The organism is Anaeromicropila herbilytica, from assembly GCF_016591975.1.
Lineage (GTDB): Bacteria > Bacillota > Clostridia > Lachnospirales > Lachnospiraceae > Anaeromicropila > Anaeromicropila herbilytica.
Genome location: NZ_AP024169.1, coordinates 910,544 through 930,062 on the forward strand (window position 1 = coordinate 910,544; position 19,519 = coordinate 930,062).

14 protein-coding genes are annotated in these 19,519 nt (G+C 31.7%); 11 read left to right on the forward strand and 3 right to left on the reverse strand.

Annotated elements, in window-relative coordinates:
- Positions 1 to 383 precede the first annotated feature (383 nt).
- From bsdtb5_RS03820 to bsdtb5_RS03845, 6 genes are all read left to right on the forward strand, one after another.
- A complete protein-coding gene (locus tag bsdtb5_RS03820; protein WP_271714731.1) occupies positions 384 to 1,028 on the forward strand; it encodes an MBL fold metallo-hydrolase in 645 nt (214 codons plus the stop codon).
- Positions 1,029 to 1,362: 334 nt separating this feature from the next.
- Positions 1,363 to 3,714: an extracellular solute-binding protein gene (locus bsdtb5_RS03825; protein WP_271714732.1), complete on the forward strand. Its 2,352-nt coding sequence runs from the start codon at positions 1,363 to 1,365 to the stop codon at positions 3,712 to 3,714.
- 19 nt (positions 3,715 to 3,733) lie between these two features.
- The gene (locus tag bsdtb5_RS03830; RefSeq protein WP_271714733.1) at positions 3,734 to 4,585 is read left to right on the forward strand and encodes a carbohydrate ABC transporter permease; all 852 of its coding nucleotides are present in this window, start codon (positions 3,734 to 3,736) and stop codon (positions 4,583 to 4,585) included.
- An 11-nt stretch (positions 4,586 to 4,596) separates the two neighbouring features.
- Entirely contained in the window at positions 4,597 to 5,400 is an 804-nt protein-coding gene (locus bsdtb5_RS03835) for a carbohydrate ABC transporter permease (protein ID WP_271714734.1), read from the forward strand.
- A gap of 346 nt (positions 5,401 to 5,746) precedes the next feature.
- Positions 5,747 to 7,021: an IS4 family transposase gene (locus bsdtb5_RS03840; RefSeq protein ID WP_271712180.1), complete on the forward strand. Its 1,275-nt coding sequence runs from the start codon at positions 5,747 to 5,749 to the stop codon at positions 7,019 to 7,021.
- Positions 7,022 to 7,216: 195 nt separating this feature from the next.
- Positions 7,217 to 8,668, forward strand: a complete 1,452-nt coding sequence (locus bsdtb5_RS03845; protein WP_271714735.1) for a hypothetical protein — start codon at positions 7,217 to 7,219, stop codon at positions 8,666 to 8,668.
- A 243-nt stretch (positions 8,669 to 8,911) separates the two neighbouring features.
- Here bsdtb5_RS03845 and bsdtb5_RS03850 read toward each other — a convergent pair whose 3' ends face one another.
- Entirely contained in the window at positions 8,912 to 11,305 is a 2,394-nt protein-coding gene (locus tag bsdtb5_RS03850; RefSeq protein WP_271714736.1) for a phosphoketolase family protein, read from the reverse strand.
- A 598-nt stretch (positions 11,306 to 11,903) separates the two neighbouring features.
- On the opposite strand from bsdtb5_RS03850, the gene bsdtb5_RS03855 reads away from it, so the two are divergent.
- From bsdtb5_RS03855 to bsdtb5_RS03870, 4 genes are all read left to right on the forward strand, one after another.
- Positions 11,904 to 12,665, forward strand: coding sequence for a LytR/AlgR family response regulator transcription factor (locus bsdtb5_RS03855; protein ID WP_271716046.1), 762 nt, complete (start codon positions 11,904 to 11,906; stop codon positions 12,663 to 12,665).
- A gap of 2 nt (positions 12,666 to 12,667) precedes the next feature.
- Complete coding sequence (locus bsdtb5_RS03860; RefSeq protein ID WP_271714737.1) at positions 12,668 to 13,987, forward strand: GHKL domain-containing protein; 1,320 nt, start codon at positions 12,668 to 12,670, stop codon at positions 13,985 to 13,987.
- A gap of 104 nt (positions 13,988 to 14,091) precedes the next feature.
- A complete protein-coding gene (locus bsdtb5_RS03865) occupies positions 14,092 to 14,232 on the forward strand; it encodes a cyclic lactone autoinducer peptide (RefSeq protein ID WP_271714738.1) in 141 nt (46 codons plus the stop codon).
- 9 nt (positions 14,233 to 14,241) lie between these two features.
- Entirely contained in the window at positions 14,242 to 14,832 is a 591-nt protein-coding gene (locus tag bsdtb5_RS03870) for an accessory gene regulator ArgB-like protein (RefSeq protein WP_271714739.1), read from the forward strand.
- 271 nt (positions 14,833 to 15,103) lie between these two features.
- Here bsdtb5_RS03870 and bsdtb5_RS03875 read toward each other — a convergent pair whose 3' ends face one another.
- Complete coding sequence (locus tag bsdtb5_RS03875; RefSeq protein WP_271714740.1) at positions 15,104 to 15,793, reverse strand: YjjG family noncanonical pyrimidine nucleotidase; 690 nt, start codon at positions 15,791 to 15,793, stop codon at positions 15,104 to 15,106.
- A gap of 641 nt (positions 15,794 to 16,434) precedes the next feature.
- Here bsdtb5_RS03875 and bsdtb5_RS03880 point away from each other — a divergent pair.
- Positions 16,435 to 17,754, forward strand: a complete 1,320-nt coding sequence (locus bsdtb5_RS03880) for an aspartate kinase (protein ID WP_271714741.1) — start codon at positions 16,435 to 16,437, stop codon at positions 17,752 to 17,754.
- Positions 17,755 to 18,312: 558 nt separating this feature from the next.
- On the opposite strand, the gene bsdtb5_RS03885 is transcribed toward bsdtb5_RS03880, so the two are convergent.
- Positions 18,313 to 19,209: a metallophosphoesterase family protein gene (locus bsdtb5_RS03885; RefSeq protein ID WP_271714742.1), complete on the reverse strand. Its 897-nt coding sequence runs from the start codon at positions 19,207 to 19,209 to the stop codon at positions 18,313 to 18,315.
- Between the last annotated feature and the right edge of the window lie 310 nt (positions 19,210 to 19,519).

The following is a 19,519-nucleotide window of genomic DNA, read 5'->3' on the forward strand; positions in this document are numbered from 1 at the left end:
AGCATAGAATAAAATACTGCAAAGAAAAAAATGGTAATTTATACAATTCACCGCTATAATAATAGGTATGATTCATAGAATTATAAATTATCTGCTAGGATAATGTTGGGGTCAAATAGCCTTTTATAACTTATAATGTGTATATTGATGTATAATTATTAATTTTGGCGTAGTCCGGCCGAAGGTATCGTTTATATTTTGTCAAGACTCATAGTGAAAATAGGAACGTGAGTGAGTATTTTCGCTAGTTCTGAGGCTTGTAAAAAATATGGTGCCTGAGGGAAAGGTAGCCCAAATTCATAATTATACAGCGATATACACTCAGTACACTTAATTAAAGCTACTTAACTATTGATTATAAAGAGAAAGGAATTATTATTTCAATGAAAATAGAAAAGATTAAAAACAGAAGTGTGGTATATTCCAAGAACATTAATCAAGAATGGGATTTACACATTCAAGTCATTCATGGGAGTAAGTATAACTACTTAATTGACACAGGTCTTGGCTCAGAGCATATTAAGCCTATCGTTGAACAGTTGCAACAAGAGAAGAAAGAAGTTATTGTTATCAATACACATTATCACTGGGATCATATATGGGGAAATTACTTGTTCAAGGATTCTATGATTATTGCTCACAGCAAGTGTAGAGAAATCTTAGAAGTGGAATGGGATGAGATACAAGAGAAGTACAAACAGTATATCGAGGGAGAGACACACAAATGTCTGCCTAATCTTACATTTGATACTGAGATCTATTTTCCAGAAGACAAGATAAGAATCTTCTATACACCAGGTCATTCCGCGGACTGCATAAGCGTGCTTGATGAAGTAGATAAAGTATTAAATGTTGGCGATAACATAGGGGATACCGTAGAGGAGATTGTTCCGAGCCTTGCATGCGATAAGAGTGTATATCGAGAAAGCTTGTTAAGGTATAAGGAGTTGGACTTTGATACAGTGATATCGGGGCATAATGTGGTGTTAGATAAAGGTGTTGTTGATCGGATATTAAATCTTTTGTAATGTTTTATTTATTTTAGATTTAATATATTTTGAGCATTTATCATAGTATAAGAGTTGGAAGGGTTTTGATACCCTTCTTTATTTATAATCTGTTATAAAAATCTGCACTCAATTCTTTTACTTTAGTGGGAAAATAATTATTTTATCAAAACATATCTCTACATATATGTTCCATAAGAATAAAATGGATTGTATTTCTGAATAAACTTTACTTGTGGGATGGGAAATGATAAAATATAGAAATAAAAGGAAAAAAATACAAATAACTACAAAAAGGTAGCAAAATAGAACTTTTATTTTGCTACCTTTTTTTGAATAAAGAAAGGGGAAATATATGAAACGTAAAGCAGTAATTCCGTTGTTAATTGTTCTTCTAATTGTTATCTGGGGAGGGGGCTTCTATTTATATCAGAAAACACAAGATAAATCAGAAGCAATTAGTAAAAACAAAAACAACAAATCAACAACCAAGGAAGTAACAAAAACTAATATCTCAGATAATCAAGAAGTAGTTTTAAAAGATGCACCTAAAAAGTACGTATATGATGAAACAAAAGGAAAAGAGAGAAGTTTTTATGCGGATACATCAATATTTGCAGAGTTCCAAAAGTTTAATCAAAAAGTTGCATACTGTGATGATAAAGATGATATTGCATATTATTCAGTAGAAGACAAAACTCTCTTTAAGAAATACAGTAAAACGAATGATATACTGGAAGTTGGTGGAAGTCATATATTAGGTACAACGATTGATTATAATGGTACACTTTGGGGATGGTACATAAATCAACAGACGTTAGAATGGAATGTAATATCTTTTGATCAGGGCATAAAGCATAAGATACACTTAGATAACGATAAGTTAAAAAAAGAATACAAAAAATTATGGAATGGAAAAGTGCTATTAGGTAAAAACAATATATATTTATTAGGAGTTATACCAGAAACAAGTAAAAAAATGTTTTTTATATTTGATAAGACAGGAAAATTATTAAAAGAAGATAGTACAATTAAGGATATGGAACTTATTTCGAATGGAGAGTTAGTCTCAATAGATAATAAATATGGTATTATGAGGTGGATATGTGATGGAGATTCCATCATTACAGAAGATTTAGGTATAATAGATAACTTTGGACCAAGAGATTTATCCTATGATAATGCTAATCAACAGTTATATATAAGAGGTAATGAAGGAATTCGTAGATATGATATTAATAATATGAATGAGTTTGAAACTGTATTTGATTTTGCAGTGGATACGAGTATTAAAGATACTAGGACAATAACGCAGTTTACTGCTCAGGAAGGGAAGATATATCTTTTGGAGGAAATCTGGGTAAAAGATAAGTCAGGACACTTCAGTGGTAAATTTAGAATATATACATATACGCCTAAGAAAGCAGAAAAGAAAGAGAGTTCAATTACTTTAACAGTTCCTTATAAGATGAATTTCTTAGAGGAGGCAGTGAAACTATATGAGAAGAAATATCCAGAAAGAGAAGTAAAGATTGAGGCTGCATACAATTCAGCAAGTGAGTTTAGTAATGATTTTAATAACTATGCAGACCGTATGATGACTAAGATTCTGACAGGGGATTATGGTGATCTTATTATATCTAGTCATGGACTTAAGTTTACGCCATTACTACGTACAGACGCTTATATGGATTTAACAGAATGGATTAAGAAAGTTCCTTGCTATGATGATTTGAATCAAAGTGCATTGAATGCGCTAAAGATAGATGGTCACCTAAGAGCACTTCCGTTAGGAATTAATTTATACTATTATGGTATCAATAAAGAGTTAGCAAAGGAAGTTGGAATAACGGATTATTCTAAGCTTACGTGGAATGATTTATTAGATATCGCGCTTAAATGGCATGCAGAAGGTAAAACAAATCATACAATATTAGGCGTAGGTGTTTCAGGATTTGATCAACTTGATCAAATGATTAATAATAATGTGAATGAGCTAATTAATATGAAAGAAAAGAAATGTAATCTGAATCAGGACTGGTTTAAGGAACTTGTGAAAAAATGGAAACAAGTATCTGATTATGGAGTTCTCTATGGTTATAATGAAAAAGATCTCGATGTAAAACTAGATGATAAGGCATCAATTATGATTAATGGCTTTGAGAAAGGTGCATTATTACAAACTTATTCTAGAAGGGATCTTACGAATAATTGGAATTGGAATGATCCAAGTTTTGAAACATCACAATATTATAAGACAAATGATGTAATTGGTGCAACGCAAGAGTATTTACCAGGAATATGTGGAGAAAAATCGGAGAATTATTGCAGTATCCCATCAATCATGCTTTCCGTTAATGATCAGAGCAAGAAAAAGGAGGAAGCGCTACAGTTTATGGAATTCCTTCTTGAAGATGAGGTTCAGAGTCTAGATTCATTATGGGGTATTCCTTTAAATCTAAAAGTGGATAAGAAGTTATGGAAGAAAAATACAAAGAGAGATGAATGGAAGGTAGCATCAGAACAAAAATATAATGAATATTATGATATGCTATCGAAGAACTATGACAAAATTGATACCTTATATCCAAACGAATATACGCATTATATAAGTGGACCAATGCAAGACTATGTAGATGGAAAGATTACATTAGACCAAGCAATAAAGAAAGCAGAACAGGATGTATGGTTACATCTGAATGAATAAATAGAAAGAGGGGAATCCATTGAAAAAAAGAATCGGAGTGAAAAAGCATCATGGAGAGAATTACCTCTTGCTGGGATTTGTCGGTATCTGCATATTCTATATATTACCATTTATTAGAAGTTTAGCATATACCTTTACTCAAGGAGTATCGGTAAAAAGATTTGTTGGAGTACAGAATTTTATAGATTTATTTCATAACCCTGTTTTTATACAGGCGGTTAAGAATACAGGTATATTCATAGGTGTACTAGTTCCACTGTTACTATTTTTATCATTAACCATCAGCTACATGATGCTGGGGAAAAAGAGTGCTCTAATTCGTGTGATATTACTAACTCCGTTAGTAATACCATCGGCAACCTTAGTATTATGTGTGGAACAATTATTGGGGAATCAGGGATTGGTGAATCGAATCTTAACTAGTTTCGGAATTGGAACAGTGGATTTTATGAATCATCATGCGTTTCTGGTTATAGGATTTATCTATCTATTAAAGAATACAGGATATATGATTGTAATACTGAATGGAGCCATGACAGCAGTACCTGGGGAATATAAAGATATTTATCGAATTGATTCCGATTCGAATATGGGATTTTTATTTCGCATTATGCTTCCACAGATTCTTCCACTGTTAATCTTTGTTGTAATCTTGGCAGTAATGAATGGATTAAAAATATATCGGGAGATCTATACCATCTATGGAGAGACACCACCACTTGATATCTATATGTTGCAACATTTTATGAACAATAATTTCCTGAATCTAAACTATCAGAGGTTATGTACAGCAGCCTTTATTGTAATTGCAATCTTATCGGTATTTATTGTAGGATTATTAAAAATTCAAGATCGTGTTCGTGTGGAATAGGGGGTGGCGTATTGAATAAAAAGTTATGTAAATCAATAGGAAAGAATATTGTAATAGGGTGTATTGCTATTATTTGTGTATTTCCAATTATCATGTTAACCTTGCGATCTTTTATGCCTTACAATGAATTGTATAGTAATTTTCATCTGTTCCCTAAAAGGTGGTCAATTATTGGATATGAAAAAATAATATTGATGGATTATCAATATTATATCCACTTTTGGAACTCAGTGTTCTATACTGTCTGCATTTTGATAGGAAGCCTAATCATAAGCATTCTAGCTGGATATGGATTTAGTTGTTTTGAGTTTCCAGGGAAAAGGATTCTATTTGTATTTTACATAGTGCTCATGCTATTACCGTTTCAAGCAACGGTAGTTCCACAATATCTAACCATACATTCTCTCGGGTTATTGAATCATAGAGCAGGTGTTATCTTACCGAACTTATTTGCTACCTTTGGAACCATCTTGATGACACAATATATGCAGGGAATTGATTCGGAACTGTTAGACGCAGGTAAAATAGATGGATTATCTGGGTTTCGATTATTTCGTAAGTTAGTAGTACCCTTATGTAAACCAGCCATTTCAGCTTATATTGTTCTTGAATTTATCGATTTATGGAATATGATTGAACAACCTAAGATCTTCTTAAGTAATATTCAGTTATATCCACTTTCTCTGAGGTTGGGTAATATATCAAATGAAGGAATCTTAGCAGGAGGAATTATATTTAGTATATTGCCATTGCTGATTTTTCGATATTTTCGCGATGATATGATAGAGGGAATTAGTCTAAGTGTAATTAAGTAATTCAATGACAAAAGCCTTATTTAGTTTACTGAGTGTATATCGCTGTATTATTATGAATTTTAGCTACCTTTCCCTCAAGCATCATATTTTTTACAAGCCTCAGAACAAGTGACAAGTTTATGTATAAACTTTACTCACTTACGTTCCTATTCTCACTTTAAGTCTTGACAAAATATAAACAATACTTTCGGCCGGACTACCAATGTCGTCAACTTAAGAATTTACAATTTAATACTGTATAAAAAATAAACATAATTTTGTTTATAATGCAAATTGACAAACAAATGTTTGCTCCAAAATTTTAATAGATACATTTTTACTATTAAATTTTGGAGGACTTCATATTATGATTAAAAAAATATCATCTTTATTAAAATCAGTTAATAACCTTATTACTAGCGAAGAGTTTATTGAAAAACATAGGATTAATCAAAAAAGCTTTAATCGTAATCGAAAATTAACTTTTAAGGATATTATTTTATTCCTTTTAAGTCAGCCACAAAAATCTTTATCTGTGGCTCTTTCCGATTACATAGATTCTTCAAACCTTGCAATTGACTCAATTTCAAAACAGGCTTTTTCAAAAGCTCGCTTTAAAATTAAACCTGATGCTTTTCGTGAAATTTTTCTAATGACTACTGATGTTAATAAAACAAGATCAAACCTTAATACTTGGAATGGTCACCCTGTATTAGCGATTGATGGTACTTCATTGCAGATTCCTAACACAAAAGAAAATCAAACTTATTATGGTTCTAAAAAAAATCAATATGACCCTGTCGCTCTGGCTTCTGCTTCGGCTTTGTATGATGTTTTGAATGATAACTTACTTAATACAAAACTCGTTCATTATCGTACTTCTGAATTAGTTCAAGCCCAAACATTAATCGATGAATTTAATTTAAATCAAGTTCACGGAGAGAAAGCACCAATTATTATTTTTGATAGAGGTTATCCATCTAGAAAACTCTATGCGCAACTTCAAGAAAAGCAATGTTTCTTTGTAATGAGACATAAAACAAAGTCCCATGGTGCGTTAAAAGCGGTATATCAATGTAATTATGGTGATACTTCAATACAGTATTCTCATAACGACTGTTCCTATCCGCTAAGAGTTATAAAGTTTGATTTGCCATCAGGCTTACAAGAGACACTTGTTACAAATCTTTTTGACCCCAATATAACTGTTGAAATGTTTAAAGAACTATATTTTATAAGGTGGGGGATTGAAACGAAATATCGTGAAGTCAAATCGATATTAAAGCTAGAAAATTTTATGGGCATAAAACCGGAAGCAATTGAACAGGAATTTTATGCTGCGATGTTTGCTTCAAACCTATTATCAATGTTTGCTTCTGTTTGCAATGAAGAAATATCTAATATTCAACAGGAAACAAAGAAAACAACATGTTATAAAACAAATAGAAATATTCTAGTAAACTATCTTTTTAATAAGCTATATACTTTGATTTGTAACTATCGTATTGCTAAAAAGGTTATTAATAATTTGATAAAAATAGGTATAAAAAATCGCTCACAAGTACGTACAAACCGTTCTTATGAGCGAAAGAAAATGCGAAGCAGGATGAAGTTCTCCCAGAACACAAAATCCACTTTATAATATACATTATAAAATGAAAAACTGCTCGCTCATATAGTTTACACTATTTTTATAAATAATCAAATATGATGTTTTATTTTTGTACAATTTTTTGTAACCTTTTTTACTACAAGTGTTAAGTTGACGACATTGGCCGGACTACGCAAAAATTAATAATGATACATCAATATACACAATGTAGGTTTTGAAAGGCTTTTGACTATCAAATTATTAAATAAGGAAAATGCAAATGATTTAGAAAATAAAATCTTCAATAGAACATCAAATATTGAAAGGCAAGGGTATCAAATGATTCATTTAAGAAGAACGAAAAAAGAAGATAGTGCACATAGCAGATTAGGCTTAAAATCATGTGCAGGTTTTTTACTTTTTATGTTTGTTATGACCTTGATTAGTAAATGGATCTCATGGGAGATGAAACCAGAAGTAACCATTTGTGATAGTGATTATAAAGAAATGAAGCAAGTGGATTGGGCAATTGGGAGTATTACTAATGGGCAACCTGAGTATTCTATGAAAAGTTCATTAAAAGGAGTAAAACCTAAGGTTGAGGCTTATACAGAAGAAGGAAAGATAGACATAGCTAAGACAGAAAACGTTAAGGAATGCTTGTTTAAGATTACATATGATTATGGGACAGCTACTTATGTTATACCAAGAGCTTCTATTACAAGTGATGATGGGCTATCAACAAAGGTATATACTGTTGACCTTGGCGATAATAAGATTAATCCATATAATATAGTAGAGAATTCGGTATCCATTAATAATAAAACAGCAGAAGAATGTGATATTACAAGTAGTCTGGAAAATGTAGTAGTGGAATCCTCAAAAAGTATTCTAGAAGGAAGTAGTGTTCGGATTAAGAAGGATAATATCTTAGATCAGAAGGGAAGAATTGAATTAGTTCCCCAAAAAGGAACATTTTTTACAAGTTCTTATCCGGTATGGATGTTAAAGAAGATATGTCCAAAGGGGACTACCTTTGAAGTAAAGGAACCAGAAAATTATTCAAGAATTACAATACCAGTGGCAAAAGGAACCAATATACAAGAGGTTAAGTCTCTTATGAGAGAGTTATATCGAACCACAAAGCTGAACGAAAATACAACGGAGTATTCCTTTTTAGAAAGTAACAGGTATATAGATCTGCCAAATCACGTTATGAGCTTTCTATTCATGCTTATGATACTGATTCTTGTGTTACTTACTGTGTATTGGGATATTAGGCAATATGGAAAAGTGCTAAGAAGAAAGTGCTTAGAGGCAGGAACGAAGAAGTCTCTGGAGGAGGACTTAGTTGTAATCTTAATTCGCTTAATCTTATATAGTATGGCGGTTATCCTTTGTTGCATCCTAATCAGCAATATTTTTACATATAATTTTGACCTGATAGGCCGATGGTTACCAAAGGAAAGAGTATTTGACATACAACATTATAAGAATCTATATCATGCATGGTTAACGAATAAAGATAATTATCTGTCGTTATACCCAACATGCAAAGGAGCACAATATTACCATTTGTTAAGTCAGAACTGGAATAAGTTATTCTACGAAGTGGCAGGGGGCTTGGTGGGATGGAGTGTATTGCTGATTATCATAAAAAAGATTATCCATAGAATGGGTAGAACGTCGAAAATATAATTATATGTAATTATGAACTTATTGAGGAAACAATCTGACTTAAGAATCAACATAAGAATATAACATGAAGAAGGAACATCAATCACGACCTACTAGATAAAATAGGTATGTGATGATGTTCCTTTTTCATGTATGATAATAGAAAGTGTTATAAAGTTACATTATCTATTAGCATTTTATTAATATAACTACATAGAAAGTTTAGTAAACATACTAACTCTTCAAAAAAATAATAGTCTACTACTATTTACTTTCAGGTGTATGCCATGTCCAATTAACTACTTCTTCAAGATCTACACCATATTCATGAATTTGTTCTTTATGAGCAACTAAATTGTCACGCATTTGTTGAGCAAGAGAAGCTCCTTTGTTTCCAAGCTCAGGAAGTCTTTCAAGAGCATTTAGTACTAAGTGGAAACGATCAAGTTCATTTTGAACTCGCATATCGAATGCAGTAGTAATGGTTCCTTCTTCTTGGTAACCACATACTTTAAGATTGCGATTATGACGGTTGTAAGTAAGATCATGAACTAATGCTTGGTATCCATGGAATGCGAAGATGATTGGTTTGTCTTTTGTGAAGATTGCATCATATTCAGCATCACTTAATGCATATGGATATTTTCCATTTGAATCTAATTTTAATAATTCAACGACATTGACAAAACGAATCTTAAGTTCTGGTAAGTTATCACGTAAGATTGTAACAGCAGCTAATGATTCTAAAGTTGGAGTATCGCCAGCACATGCAACTACTAAGTCTGGTTCTTCACCTTGATCATTACTTGCCCAATCCCAGATACTGATACCTTGTTTAACATGTTTCACAGCTTGATCCATTGTTAACCATTGAGCACTTGGATGTTTTGAAGTAACTAAAGCGTTGATTACGTTCTTACTGCTTAGGCATTTATCAAAAGTAGCTAATAAGCTGTTTGCATCTGGTGGAAGATAGATTCTTACGAACTCACCTTTTTTATCTGCAAGATGTCCTAAGAAACCTGGATCTTGATGAGTATATCCGTTATGATCTTGTTGCCATACGTTTGAAGTAAGAATTAAGTTAAGGGAAGCAATCTTTTGTCTCCATGGTAATTCAGAAGTTACTTTTAACCATTTTGCATGTTGTGATACCATAGAATCTACGATACGTCCAAATGCTTCATAAGTTGAGAAGAATCCGTGACGTCCAGTTAATAAGTATCCTTCTAACCAACCTTCACACATATGCTCACTTAACATTGAATCCATAACACGTCCATTTGAAGCAAGGAATTCATCAGAATCATATTTCTCTGCAGCCCAGCTACGGTTTACTTCTTCGAATACTTTACCAAGACGATTTGACATTGTTTCATCTGGTCCGAAGATACGGAAGTTTTGATTTTCATCATTTAGCTTAAATACGTCACGAACATATCCGCCTAATTCAATCATATCTTGTGCTTTTACGGAACCTGGGAAAGGAACGTCAACAGCATAGTTACGATAGTCTGGAAGACGAAGATCACGAAGTAAGTTACCACCGTTTGTGTGTGGATTAGCTGAGATTCTTAAGTCTCCAGTTGGTGTTAAAGCTTGAAGTTCAGGAACTAGACGACCATTTTCGTCAAATAATTCATCTGGACGGTAGCTTAATAACCAGCTCTTTAATAGGTCAAGATGTTCTGGTTTTTCCATAGTGATTGGTACTTGGTGAGCACGGAAAGAACCAACGATTTGGTTGCCATCTACTACTTCTGGACCAGTCCATCCCTTTGGAGTACGAAGAACGATCATTGGCCACATCTTACGAGTAAGATCGCCGTCTTCTCTTGCAGCTCTTTGAATTTCTTTGATTTCTTCAATACATTTATCAAGTGTTTCAGCCATTAAACGGTGAACAGTTGATGGAGCGCCTGTAGTTTCAACGAAATATGGTTTCCATCCACAACCTTTAAAGAAGCTATCTACTTCATCATGTGAGATACGAGAGAAGATAGTTGGGTTACTAATCTTGTATCCATTTAAGTGTAAGATAGGAAGAACTGCACCATCTGTTACTGGATTTAAGAATTTATTAGAATGCCAAGCTGTTGCTAAAGGACCAGTTTCAGCTTCACCATCACCTACAACACAAGTTGTAATTAATTCTGGATTATCGAATACAGAACCAAAAGAGTGAGCTAATGAGTAACCAAGTTCTCCACCTTCATTGATTGATCCTGGAGTCTCAGGAGCAACGTGTGAGGATATACCACCTGGGAAAGAGAATTGTTTGAATAATTTCTTCATTCCTTCGATATCTTGGCTTACGCTTGGATATACTTCGCTGTATCTTCCTTCTAAGTAAGAATTGGATACGAAGAAGTTACCACCATGTCCAGGACCTGAGATATAGATCATACTTTGATCATATTTTTTAACCACACGGTTTAGGTGAGTGTAGATAAAGTTCTGTCCAGGAACGGTTCCCCAGTGTCCAACAATCTTTTTCTTGATCTGATCCATTGTTAATGGTTCACGAAGAAGTGGATTGTCAAGTAGGTAAAGTTGTGCTGCTGATAAGTAATTTACTGCCCTTAGGTAAGCATCCATTTTCTCGATGTATTCATCAGTTAATGGTAGCTTTTCAGGACAATCATTCATCTTTGACATGTTTAATCCTTCTTTCTGAGTAAAATTAAGTGAAATTTAAGTAATTGAGTGTAAAAGATCTTGTAATATTAGCAAAATTCTATATAAACTTCTATGCTTCGTATTTTGAATTACTTTAGTTAGGGGATGAACCATCAATACTTGGCATCAGAATCTTCCTTGACTAATAATTAACAATCTTGTAAATTATTATATCTTTATCAATTTTAATTTACAAGACTAATTAAGGATTATGTTTGATTTCGTCGTATTTAATAAATTTTTAGAAGTTTATTCTGGGCAATCTAAAATATTATCGCTTGATATAAACAATATAGAATAATTTAGATAAAATTTAGTATTTTTTTTAGTGCAATTTAATGTACAATTAGTATATTGACAAAACTAAATACCGAAAAAATAGACAAATATACAATTGGAAATAATAACAATCAAATTTTAGATTTACAGTTTCTTAGAAAATTGTGTTTAAATAAGCCTTTTGTATCAATTGGATTTGGTTGAAATAAATTGTCAAATTACTTATAATAGGTTATAAATGGATTATTTTGCTAAAAGTAGTCATTAGAATCGAAGGGGGATAATGTGATTGTATAAAGTGGCTATATGTGACGACTGTATTGAAGATATCGAGAGACTAAAACAAATAATCAAGAATAGGCCTACGTGTCCAGAAGAAATATTATTCTTTGAATATCAGTCTGGTGAAGAACTTATTGAAGAGGCTAGTAAAGAGCATGATTTGATCTTCTTAGATATTCAAATGAAGGGGATAGATGGTACTGAGACAGCAAAGAGGATACGAATGGTTAATAAAAATGCAGTATTAGTCTTTTTAAGTGGGATTGTTGCACCAACAACAGAATCCTTTAAGGCGCAACCATATCGTTACCTAATGAAATATTTTAAGCGAAGTGAACTAGATAGTGAGCTAGACGAAGTATTGCAAGAGATGATCAGACGAAAGAAGATTCCATATTTCTATGCGGTAAGTGATGGACAAGCAGTAAAGTTGAAGGTGGAAGATATTCTATACATATCCTTGATGAAAAGGGGGAGTAAAATCTTTATTACCAAAGAGGCCAAAAGGCAATTGGATAAAGAGGATAGAAGTGAAGATAGGAATGAAGATATTATTAGCAATAGAAAACTAGAGAATATATATGAAGAATTAAAAGATTATGGATTTGAATATGCTCATAACAGCTATATTGTTAATTTTACAAACATAGTAAAAGCAACAGGAAAAGAGATTACATTAGAAGATAATACAATTCTTACTATTTCACGTTCTAGAATGTCGTCATTTCATAGTAGATTTAGCGAGTTTTTAGGAATGAAATATAGAAGGGGACTATAAGGATGGATATTTTCGTAGCAGTATCTAATTTATTTGTTTGTGCATTTGAAGTGTTTATGTTTTGGGACTTTTTAAGAAGTGTATTTATATTTAATCAGGTGCAAAAAGAAATTAAGTGTTTAGTACTGGTTGTGTTGACATTATCTATTTATGGAATTAATAATGTAAATATCTCCTCTTTGAATTTATTAACTATTCCATTCTTATTTCTTTTTGCAAGTTTTTTTATATTTGAAGCTAAATTAAAAACTCGAATCACATACTTGTTGTTTTTTTATATAATTTTAGCTAGTTGTGAATTGTTTTTTTATATTTTATTTGGATTAATATTTCAAACGAAATTTCTGACAGCTACCAACCAGCCGTTTAATTACTTTATTTATCTATATATAAATAAAATATGGAGTTTCATTATTTTTCGTATCATAGAGTTTATCCCGAAATATTCCAAAAGTGAAATGAGTACCAAGTTGTTCTGGTGCTTTTTGATATTACCTTTTTCTACATTTTTGGTATATTACGGAGTATTCGGTTTGAAAATTAGTGGAAATGAAATCACATTCCAAAAGATTATTTTAAGTATAAGCTGTTTGCTTCTTTTACTTTCTAATGCACTTGTTTTTTTTCTTTTTGAGAAATTATCGGATATGATGTACGTTACCAAGAGGCTGGAACTTCTTCAAATGAAATCAGATATGGAAAGGAAACATTATGATAGTATTGAAAAAAATAATAGAGAGCATATGTCTTATCTGCATGACATTGAGCGTTATTTAAGAACAATTGGAACGCTTGCACAAACTGAGAATAATACGAAAGTTGTTTTACTTTTAGAAGAAATGAATATACAAATACAAAATATTTCGAAAAATATATATAGCAATAATAGCATTTTAAATTCAATATTTAATGAAAGAGTAAGCCAATGTCATATTGAGAAAATAAGTTTTGATGTATATATTGAACCTAATCTTAAGACTGATTTGATTGATGATTTAGATTTAATATCAATGATTGGAAACTTACTAGATAATGCGATTGAGGCTACATCTAAGTGCAAAGATAATCGCTCAGTATATGTTCGAATGTTTATGGCAAATGAGAAGTTTTTAGTATTGAGAATTGAGAATACATACAGTATAAAGCCAAAAAAGTTTGGTAATAGTTTTATTACAGTTAAATCTGATCGTAAAAATCACGGAATTGGTATAAATCGGGTAAATCAATTAGCAGATAAATACGGTGGCTTTTTACAAACAGAAATGAAAGATAATATATTTATTACATCATTAATTTTATCTATAAATTGTTCAAATTCTTAGTTGCAAGATGCAAATTATTCCTTTTTATGTGCAAAAAATGCCAAACACTTGAAAAGATATAATAGAAGGAATATAGTTAAGAAAAAAGAAAAGGAGGATGATCTATGAAAGGGTTAAATGACTCAGTAGCTAAGTTAAATAACATTGCACTTAAGCTAGTTAAGCAAAATGTTAATTCTGCATGTTTCTGGATCAGTCATCAACCAAAAGTTCCAGATGCCGCTAAAAAATTCAGAAAGTTCTAATTTACAATTATGATAAGAAAATTTTCAGAAGAAGTTGTAGAATGGCAGATCAGAAAATCAGTATTGAAGGAAGATGATAGAGAGTTATATGAATATGCTTACGAACTATTAATGGGACAAGTAATCAATATTCTTATTTCAGCTGTTGTTGCAATATTATTTCATTCAGTCATTCCAGTCGGTATTTTTCTAGTTACATACATACCACTTAGAAGTTATGCAGGAGGATATCATTCGAGGACAAATGAACGGTGTACATTGTTATCCACTGCAATCATCATTTTGGTATGCCTTGTTACAAAAAGAGTTGAGTTTCATGATGCACCATATTTAATTGTGGGGTTGGGTATGGTAGCGGATGCTATTATCTTTTTACTTTCTCCTGTGGAGGATTTAAACAAGCCTTTTGATCAAGAGGAAAAGAAGAGATACGGCAAAAGAGCAAGAATTATTTTGGCGATAGAAATTATTATTAGTACATGCTGTTATTTCATAGGATTGAAGTTAATTAGTTTTGTTATTATACTAAATCATGTGATTTTATCAGTTATGTTATGTATTGGCAGGGGAAGGATTTACATAGATAGTGCTAACGAATAATTTTACGAGATATCATTCTATGAGGGAGTAGAATGTATATATTCGATAAGACCTATAATGCAGAAATAATTTATAATGGGTGATAGGATGATAATAATAAATTATCATATTTGTATATAGGGGGAAGCTTTTATAATTAATAGGCAGAAAGGAACAGAGCAATCTGTTCCTTTTTGCAGTTCTAGTATCAAAATTATATTGAAGTAGGAACTGTGTACATTAGATTAAGAATTTAACATGTTGGTTAATTCTTATTATAGGCCTTATCTTTTTATTCATTTAAAATTGATATAAGATCGTGTAATTTAACAATCTCATATGTTGGAGTCATATTTAAAGTATTTGGTTTCTTATCCTTATTGAGCCAACAAGTATCGATTCCTGTATTAATTCCACCTTTAATATCGGAAGTAAGGCTGTCACCAACCATTAATACTTTGCTTTTATCCGAATAGTTTATCTTATTAAGTGCATAGTGAAAGATTTCAATGTTAGGTTTTGAATAACCTACTTCCTCGGAGATAATTATGTCCTCAAAGTATTTACTAATAGTAGATTGTCTAATTCGGTTATCTTGAACAACTGTAAGGCCGTTGGTTATAATAAGTAATTTATAGTTCGGATAGAGTTTTTTGATAAGTTCCATACTGTCATCATATAGAAAGGAAGCTTTTGAGAGATGCATTTGATATTGAGTTGCGAATTCCTCTGCATTTAAAGTTAGATTTGTTTTTGCTAAAAAACGTCGGAACCTTTCTACTTTCAATTCTTGTTGTGTTATTAAACCATGGTCAAATTCATTCCAGATTAGTCTATTTATTTCATGATATTCTTTCAGGTGATAATTCTCATCATAATCTAAGTTAAGATCTAGCATTGCATTTCTAAATGCTTCTTTTTCGGATTTATTAAAATCAAATAAAGTTTCATCAGCGTCGAATATGATAACATCGTATTTCATAAAACTTCCCCCTCTACGTTTCTTATTTCACAGTAGCTTTTTTATTCGTAAAACAAAATATATATCTATGGTTGAACTAAATATAGAATATCATACATGTTCTTATCTGTCACTTTTGATGACGTATTTATAGGGATTGTAAAAGAGTTATTTTGTGTATTCAATGCTTTGAAATTTTATTGATTAATAATAACGTAATTTCTAAAAATTCATTCGAATCATTTATTTTAAAGTGGATGATTTTATAGAACTTTGACATGGTTACTTAAGTGAATAAATATTTTTTAAGCTTTTACCTAATAAAATTAGAAAAAACACTTGACATTCTTTAGAAATCTGTGTAAGTTTTGCTTTATAGATTATTTTACTAAATAAGTATTTGTGTATATTATTCATGCTTTGTGATAGATTATACATCATAAGAATAAGGTGTTGTGTGACAAAGGATAATCTAACTTCTAAATTTATCAAGTAGTCTACATATTTTTAATGCTAAGTTAAAGTTAATACATTATAAGCGGTGTACAATAGAATATTACATAATGAATGGTAAAACAATAACTAAATGAAGAAGTTTCGTTAAAAGATTTAATCGATAAGATTTTATATATCATTATAAAAGAAAGGCATGGGAAAGAACAATGAAGAAAGTAGTCAAATTTGGTGGAACATCATTAGCAAGTGCAGAACAATTCAAGAAGGTATCTGCTATCATTTTAGCAGATGATAGTAGAAGATATGTAGTGCCATCGGCTCCAGGAAAAAGGTTCTCAGAAGATACGAAAGTAACTGACATGTTATATCAATGTTATAGCCTCGCAGAGAGCGGCAAAGTATTCTCAGATGTTTTAAAGAAGATTAAAGATCGTTATAATGAAATTATTAAGGGATTAGGATTAAAACTTTCTTTAGATAGTGAATTTAAGACGATTGAAGAAGAATTTACTAATAAAGCTGGAAAAGATTATGCTGCCTCCAGAGGAGAATACCTAAACGGTATTATTATGGCAAATTATATTGGATACGAATTTATTGATGCAAAAGAAGTTATTTTCTTTGATGAAAACGGTAATTTTGATGCTGAGAAAACAAATACAATACTATCAGAAAGACTTGCTAAGATAGAAAAAGCAGTTATTCCAGGTTTCTACGGTGCTTTACCAGATGGTATAATTAAGACGTTCTCAAGAGGTGGGTCTGATATTACAGGTTCCATCGTTGCAAAAGCTGTGAAAGCAGGTCTCTATGAAAATTGGACCGATGTATCTGGATTCTTAATTGCAGACCCAAGAATTATCAAGGATCCTGAGGTAATAAGCACGATTACCTATAAGGAACTAAGAGAATTATCTTATATGGGAGCTACCGTTCTTCATGAAGATGCAATCTTCCCTGTTCGTAAAGAAGGTATTCCAATCAATATTCGTAATACTGGAGCACCAGATGATATGGGAACTATGATTGTTAAGAATACTTGTCTTAAACCGAAATATACAATTACTGGAGTTGCTGGTAAAAAAGGTTTCGTAGCCATTAATATTGAAAAAGATATGATGAACAGCGAAATCGGTTTTGGCAGAAAGGTTCTAGGAGTATTTGAAGATAACGGAATCTCCTTTGAACACGTTCCATCAGGTATCGATACTTTTACAGTATTCGTTCATCAAGATGAATTCGAAGCCAAGGAACAAAGAGTATTATCTGGCATTGAGCAAGCGGTTCATCCTGATTCTGTAGACTTAGAAAGTGATCTAGCCTTAATCGCTGTTGTTGGAAGAGGAATGCGTGCAACAAGAGGAACTGCAGGCCGAATCTTTGCTGCACTTGCCCATGCAAATGTTAACGTTAAGATGATAGATCAAGGTTCAAGTGAACTAAACATAATTATTGGAGTTCGAAACTGTGACTTTGAAGCTGCTATAAAGGCTATATATGATATATTTGTATTAGTTCAGATATAATAATGAGTTGCCAGGCAAATGACCTGTTTGGGAGACAGTCTAGGCAAATTGCCAGGCAAGATTCTGAAACAGGTCATTTGTCGGGCAACATCATAATAGTTAGAGGATTAAAAAATCGTTTTTTAAAATATAAAACTCACTATACTAAAAAAAGTTAATAATATAAATAAAATGCTTATCTATTTTGAAGTAGATAAGCATTTTATTATAAAAGCTTGAATCATTATAATTTGATAACCTAACCAATGAATTGATCAAGTATTTTATTAACTTTATAACTGCGAAGTTGAGTTATTGCTATGGTGTCAAAAGCCTTTCTCAATCTACATTGTGTATATCGCTGTATAATTTTGAATTTTGGCGTAGTCCGGCTGAGAACATTGTTTATATTTTGTCAAGACTCAAAGTAAAATAAGAACGTGAGTGATTATTTTTACTTGTTATGAGGCTTGTAAAAAATATAATGTTTGAAGGAAAGGTAGCCTAAATTCATAATTATACAGCGATATACACTCAGTACACTAAAAAAAGGCTTTTGACACCCAACCAGTTGAGTTATTAACTTCGAAACCTATATTTTTCAATAGGCTCAGGTCCTCTCATATAGTTTTTGGTTATTTTCATAACCCCTTCTTTATTAGCTTTTATTCTCCAATCTATGAGAGCAATTTTACCATCTGCAATTTCTATACCTACAATTCCTTTAGAACGAATACAGCATCCAGTATTAAAGTAAGGAAGTTCCCTTTCCTTTGGAAATTTTGGGCGATGTGTATGGCCGCAGATTAATATTTTTTTATACTTACGAATCCATACTTTGTAATTCTTTTCAATGCGATGACGCTTATATAAGTTTTTGGCTGGGCTAGCGGGGTTTTGGAATCCGACAACATGAGCAAATCTCCAGAAGTACCGTAATAATATCATGGCTCCAAACCAAAACTGATCATTCATAAAGTCTCCTTGATGACCATGTACAGTGAGAATCTCTTGCCCAGTTCTTTTATATTTAAATAGAATTGCTTCATAAGGCGTTAGACCAGGAAATAAGGGATATGTCTTCTGGGTATATTCATCATAGTAAGTGAAATAATTTTTTCGAACATAATTCTTATTTTTAAGATAGATATTATGGTTACCATATAGTATTCGAAAACGTTCATCATCAAAAAATTTCTTAATAGTTAGAAACACATCACTATGTGCGAGTCGTATGCTTTTGAAATTAGGATACTCCCAAAGCTCATCGCCATCTCCAGCTTCTACATAGATGTATCCTTGGTTATAATAATAATCTAGTGCATGTAAAAAAATGATCTGATTTCTAGCGAATTCATCCGATACACTGTCATCACCTCTATGACTATCACTAAAGATGATGTACTTAGAATGATCATCGATATATTCAATTTTTGCATTTTTGTATGCTTGATTTAATCTTTTATTAGTAAACATATTGAGACCCCACAATCTATTGATTAGTTCCTATTTTTAATTCAAACTAGCCTACATGCCTGCGACTTGCTCGCAGGCCTAAATTCAACGTGTGAAATGTTTTATATTTCACACTAATCTTATTAGATAGTATTGAAAAAATAGTACGAATTATTCATAGAAGTATATAGTTAGATACAATATTACTTTTAGTGCTATATTTCGAAAAAAATCTTAAGAATTGTATCAATATTCATACTCAAATTTGATATAATATAGTAACGAATATGATAAGTTTGTTTTGTAAACTTTACTGAGGGAAAGGTAGCCA

What these genes read in the sequence shown, in the direction of transcription:
- bsdtb5_RS03875 (WP_271714740.1), bottom strand. Translation starts at nt 15,793, where the DNA reads ATGAAATACGATGTTATCATATTCGACGCTGATGAAACTTTATTTGAT.
- bsdtb5_RS03865 (WP_271714738.1), top strand. Translation starts at nt 14,092, where the DNA reads ATGAAAGGGTTAAATGACTCAGTAGCTAAGTTAAATAACATTGCACTT.
- bsdtb5_RS03885 (WP_271714742.1), bottom strand. Translation starts at nt 19,209, where the DNA reads ATGTTTACTAATAAAAGATTAAATCAAGCATACAAAAATGCAAAAATT.
- bsdtb5_RS03820 (WP_271714731.1), top strand. Translation starts at nt 384, where the DNA reads ATGAAAATAGAAAAGATTAAAAACAGAAGTGTGGTATATTCCAAGAAC.
- bsdtb5_RS03825 (WP_271714732.1), top strand. Translation starts at nt 1,363, where the DNA reads ATGAAACGTAAAGCAGTAATTCCGTTGTTAATTGTTCTTCTAATTGTT.
- bsdtb5_RS03870 (WP_271714739.1), top strand. Translation starts at nt 14,242, where the DNA reads ATGATAAGAAAATTTTCAGAAGAAGTTGTAGAATGGCAGATCAGAAAA.
- bsdtb5_RS03880 (WP_271714741.1), top strand. Translation starts at nt 16,435, where the DNA reads ATGAAGAAAGTAGTCAAATTTGGTGGAACATCATTAGCAAGTGCAGAA.
- bsdtb5_RS03850 (WP_271714736.1), bottom strand. Translation starts at nt 11,305, where the DNA reads ATGTCAAAGATGAATGATTGTCCTGAAAAGCTACCATTAACTGATGAA.
- bsdtb5_RS03840 (WP_271712180.1), top strand. Translation starts at nt 5,747, where the DNA reads ATGATTAAAAAAATATCATCTTTATTAAAATCAGTTAATAACCTTATT.
- bsdtb5_RS03860 (WP_271714737.1), top strand. Translation starts at nt 12,668, where the DNA reads ATGGATATTTTCGTAGCAGTATCTAATTTATTTGTTTGTGCATTTGAA.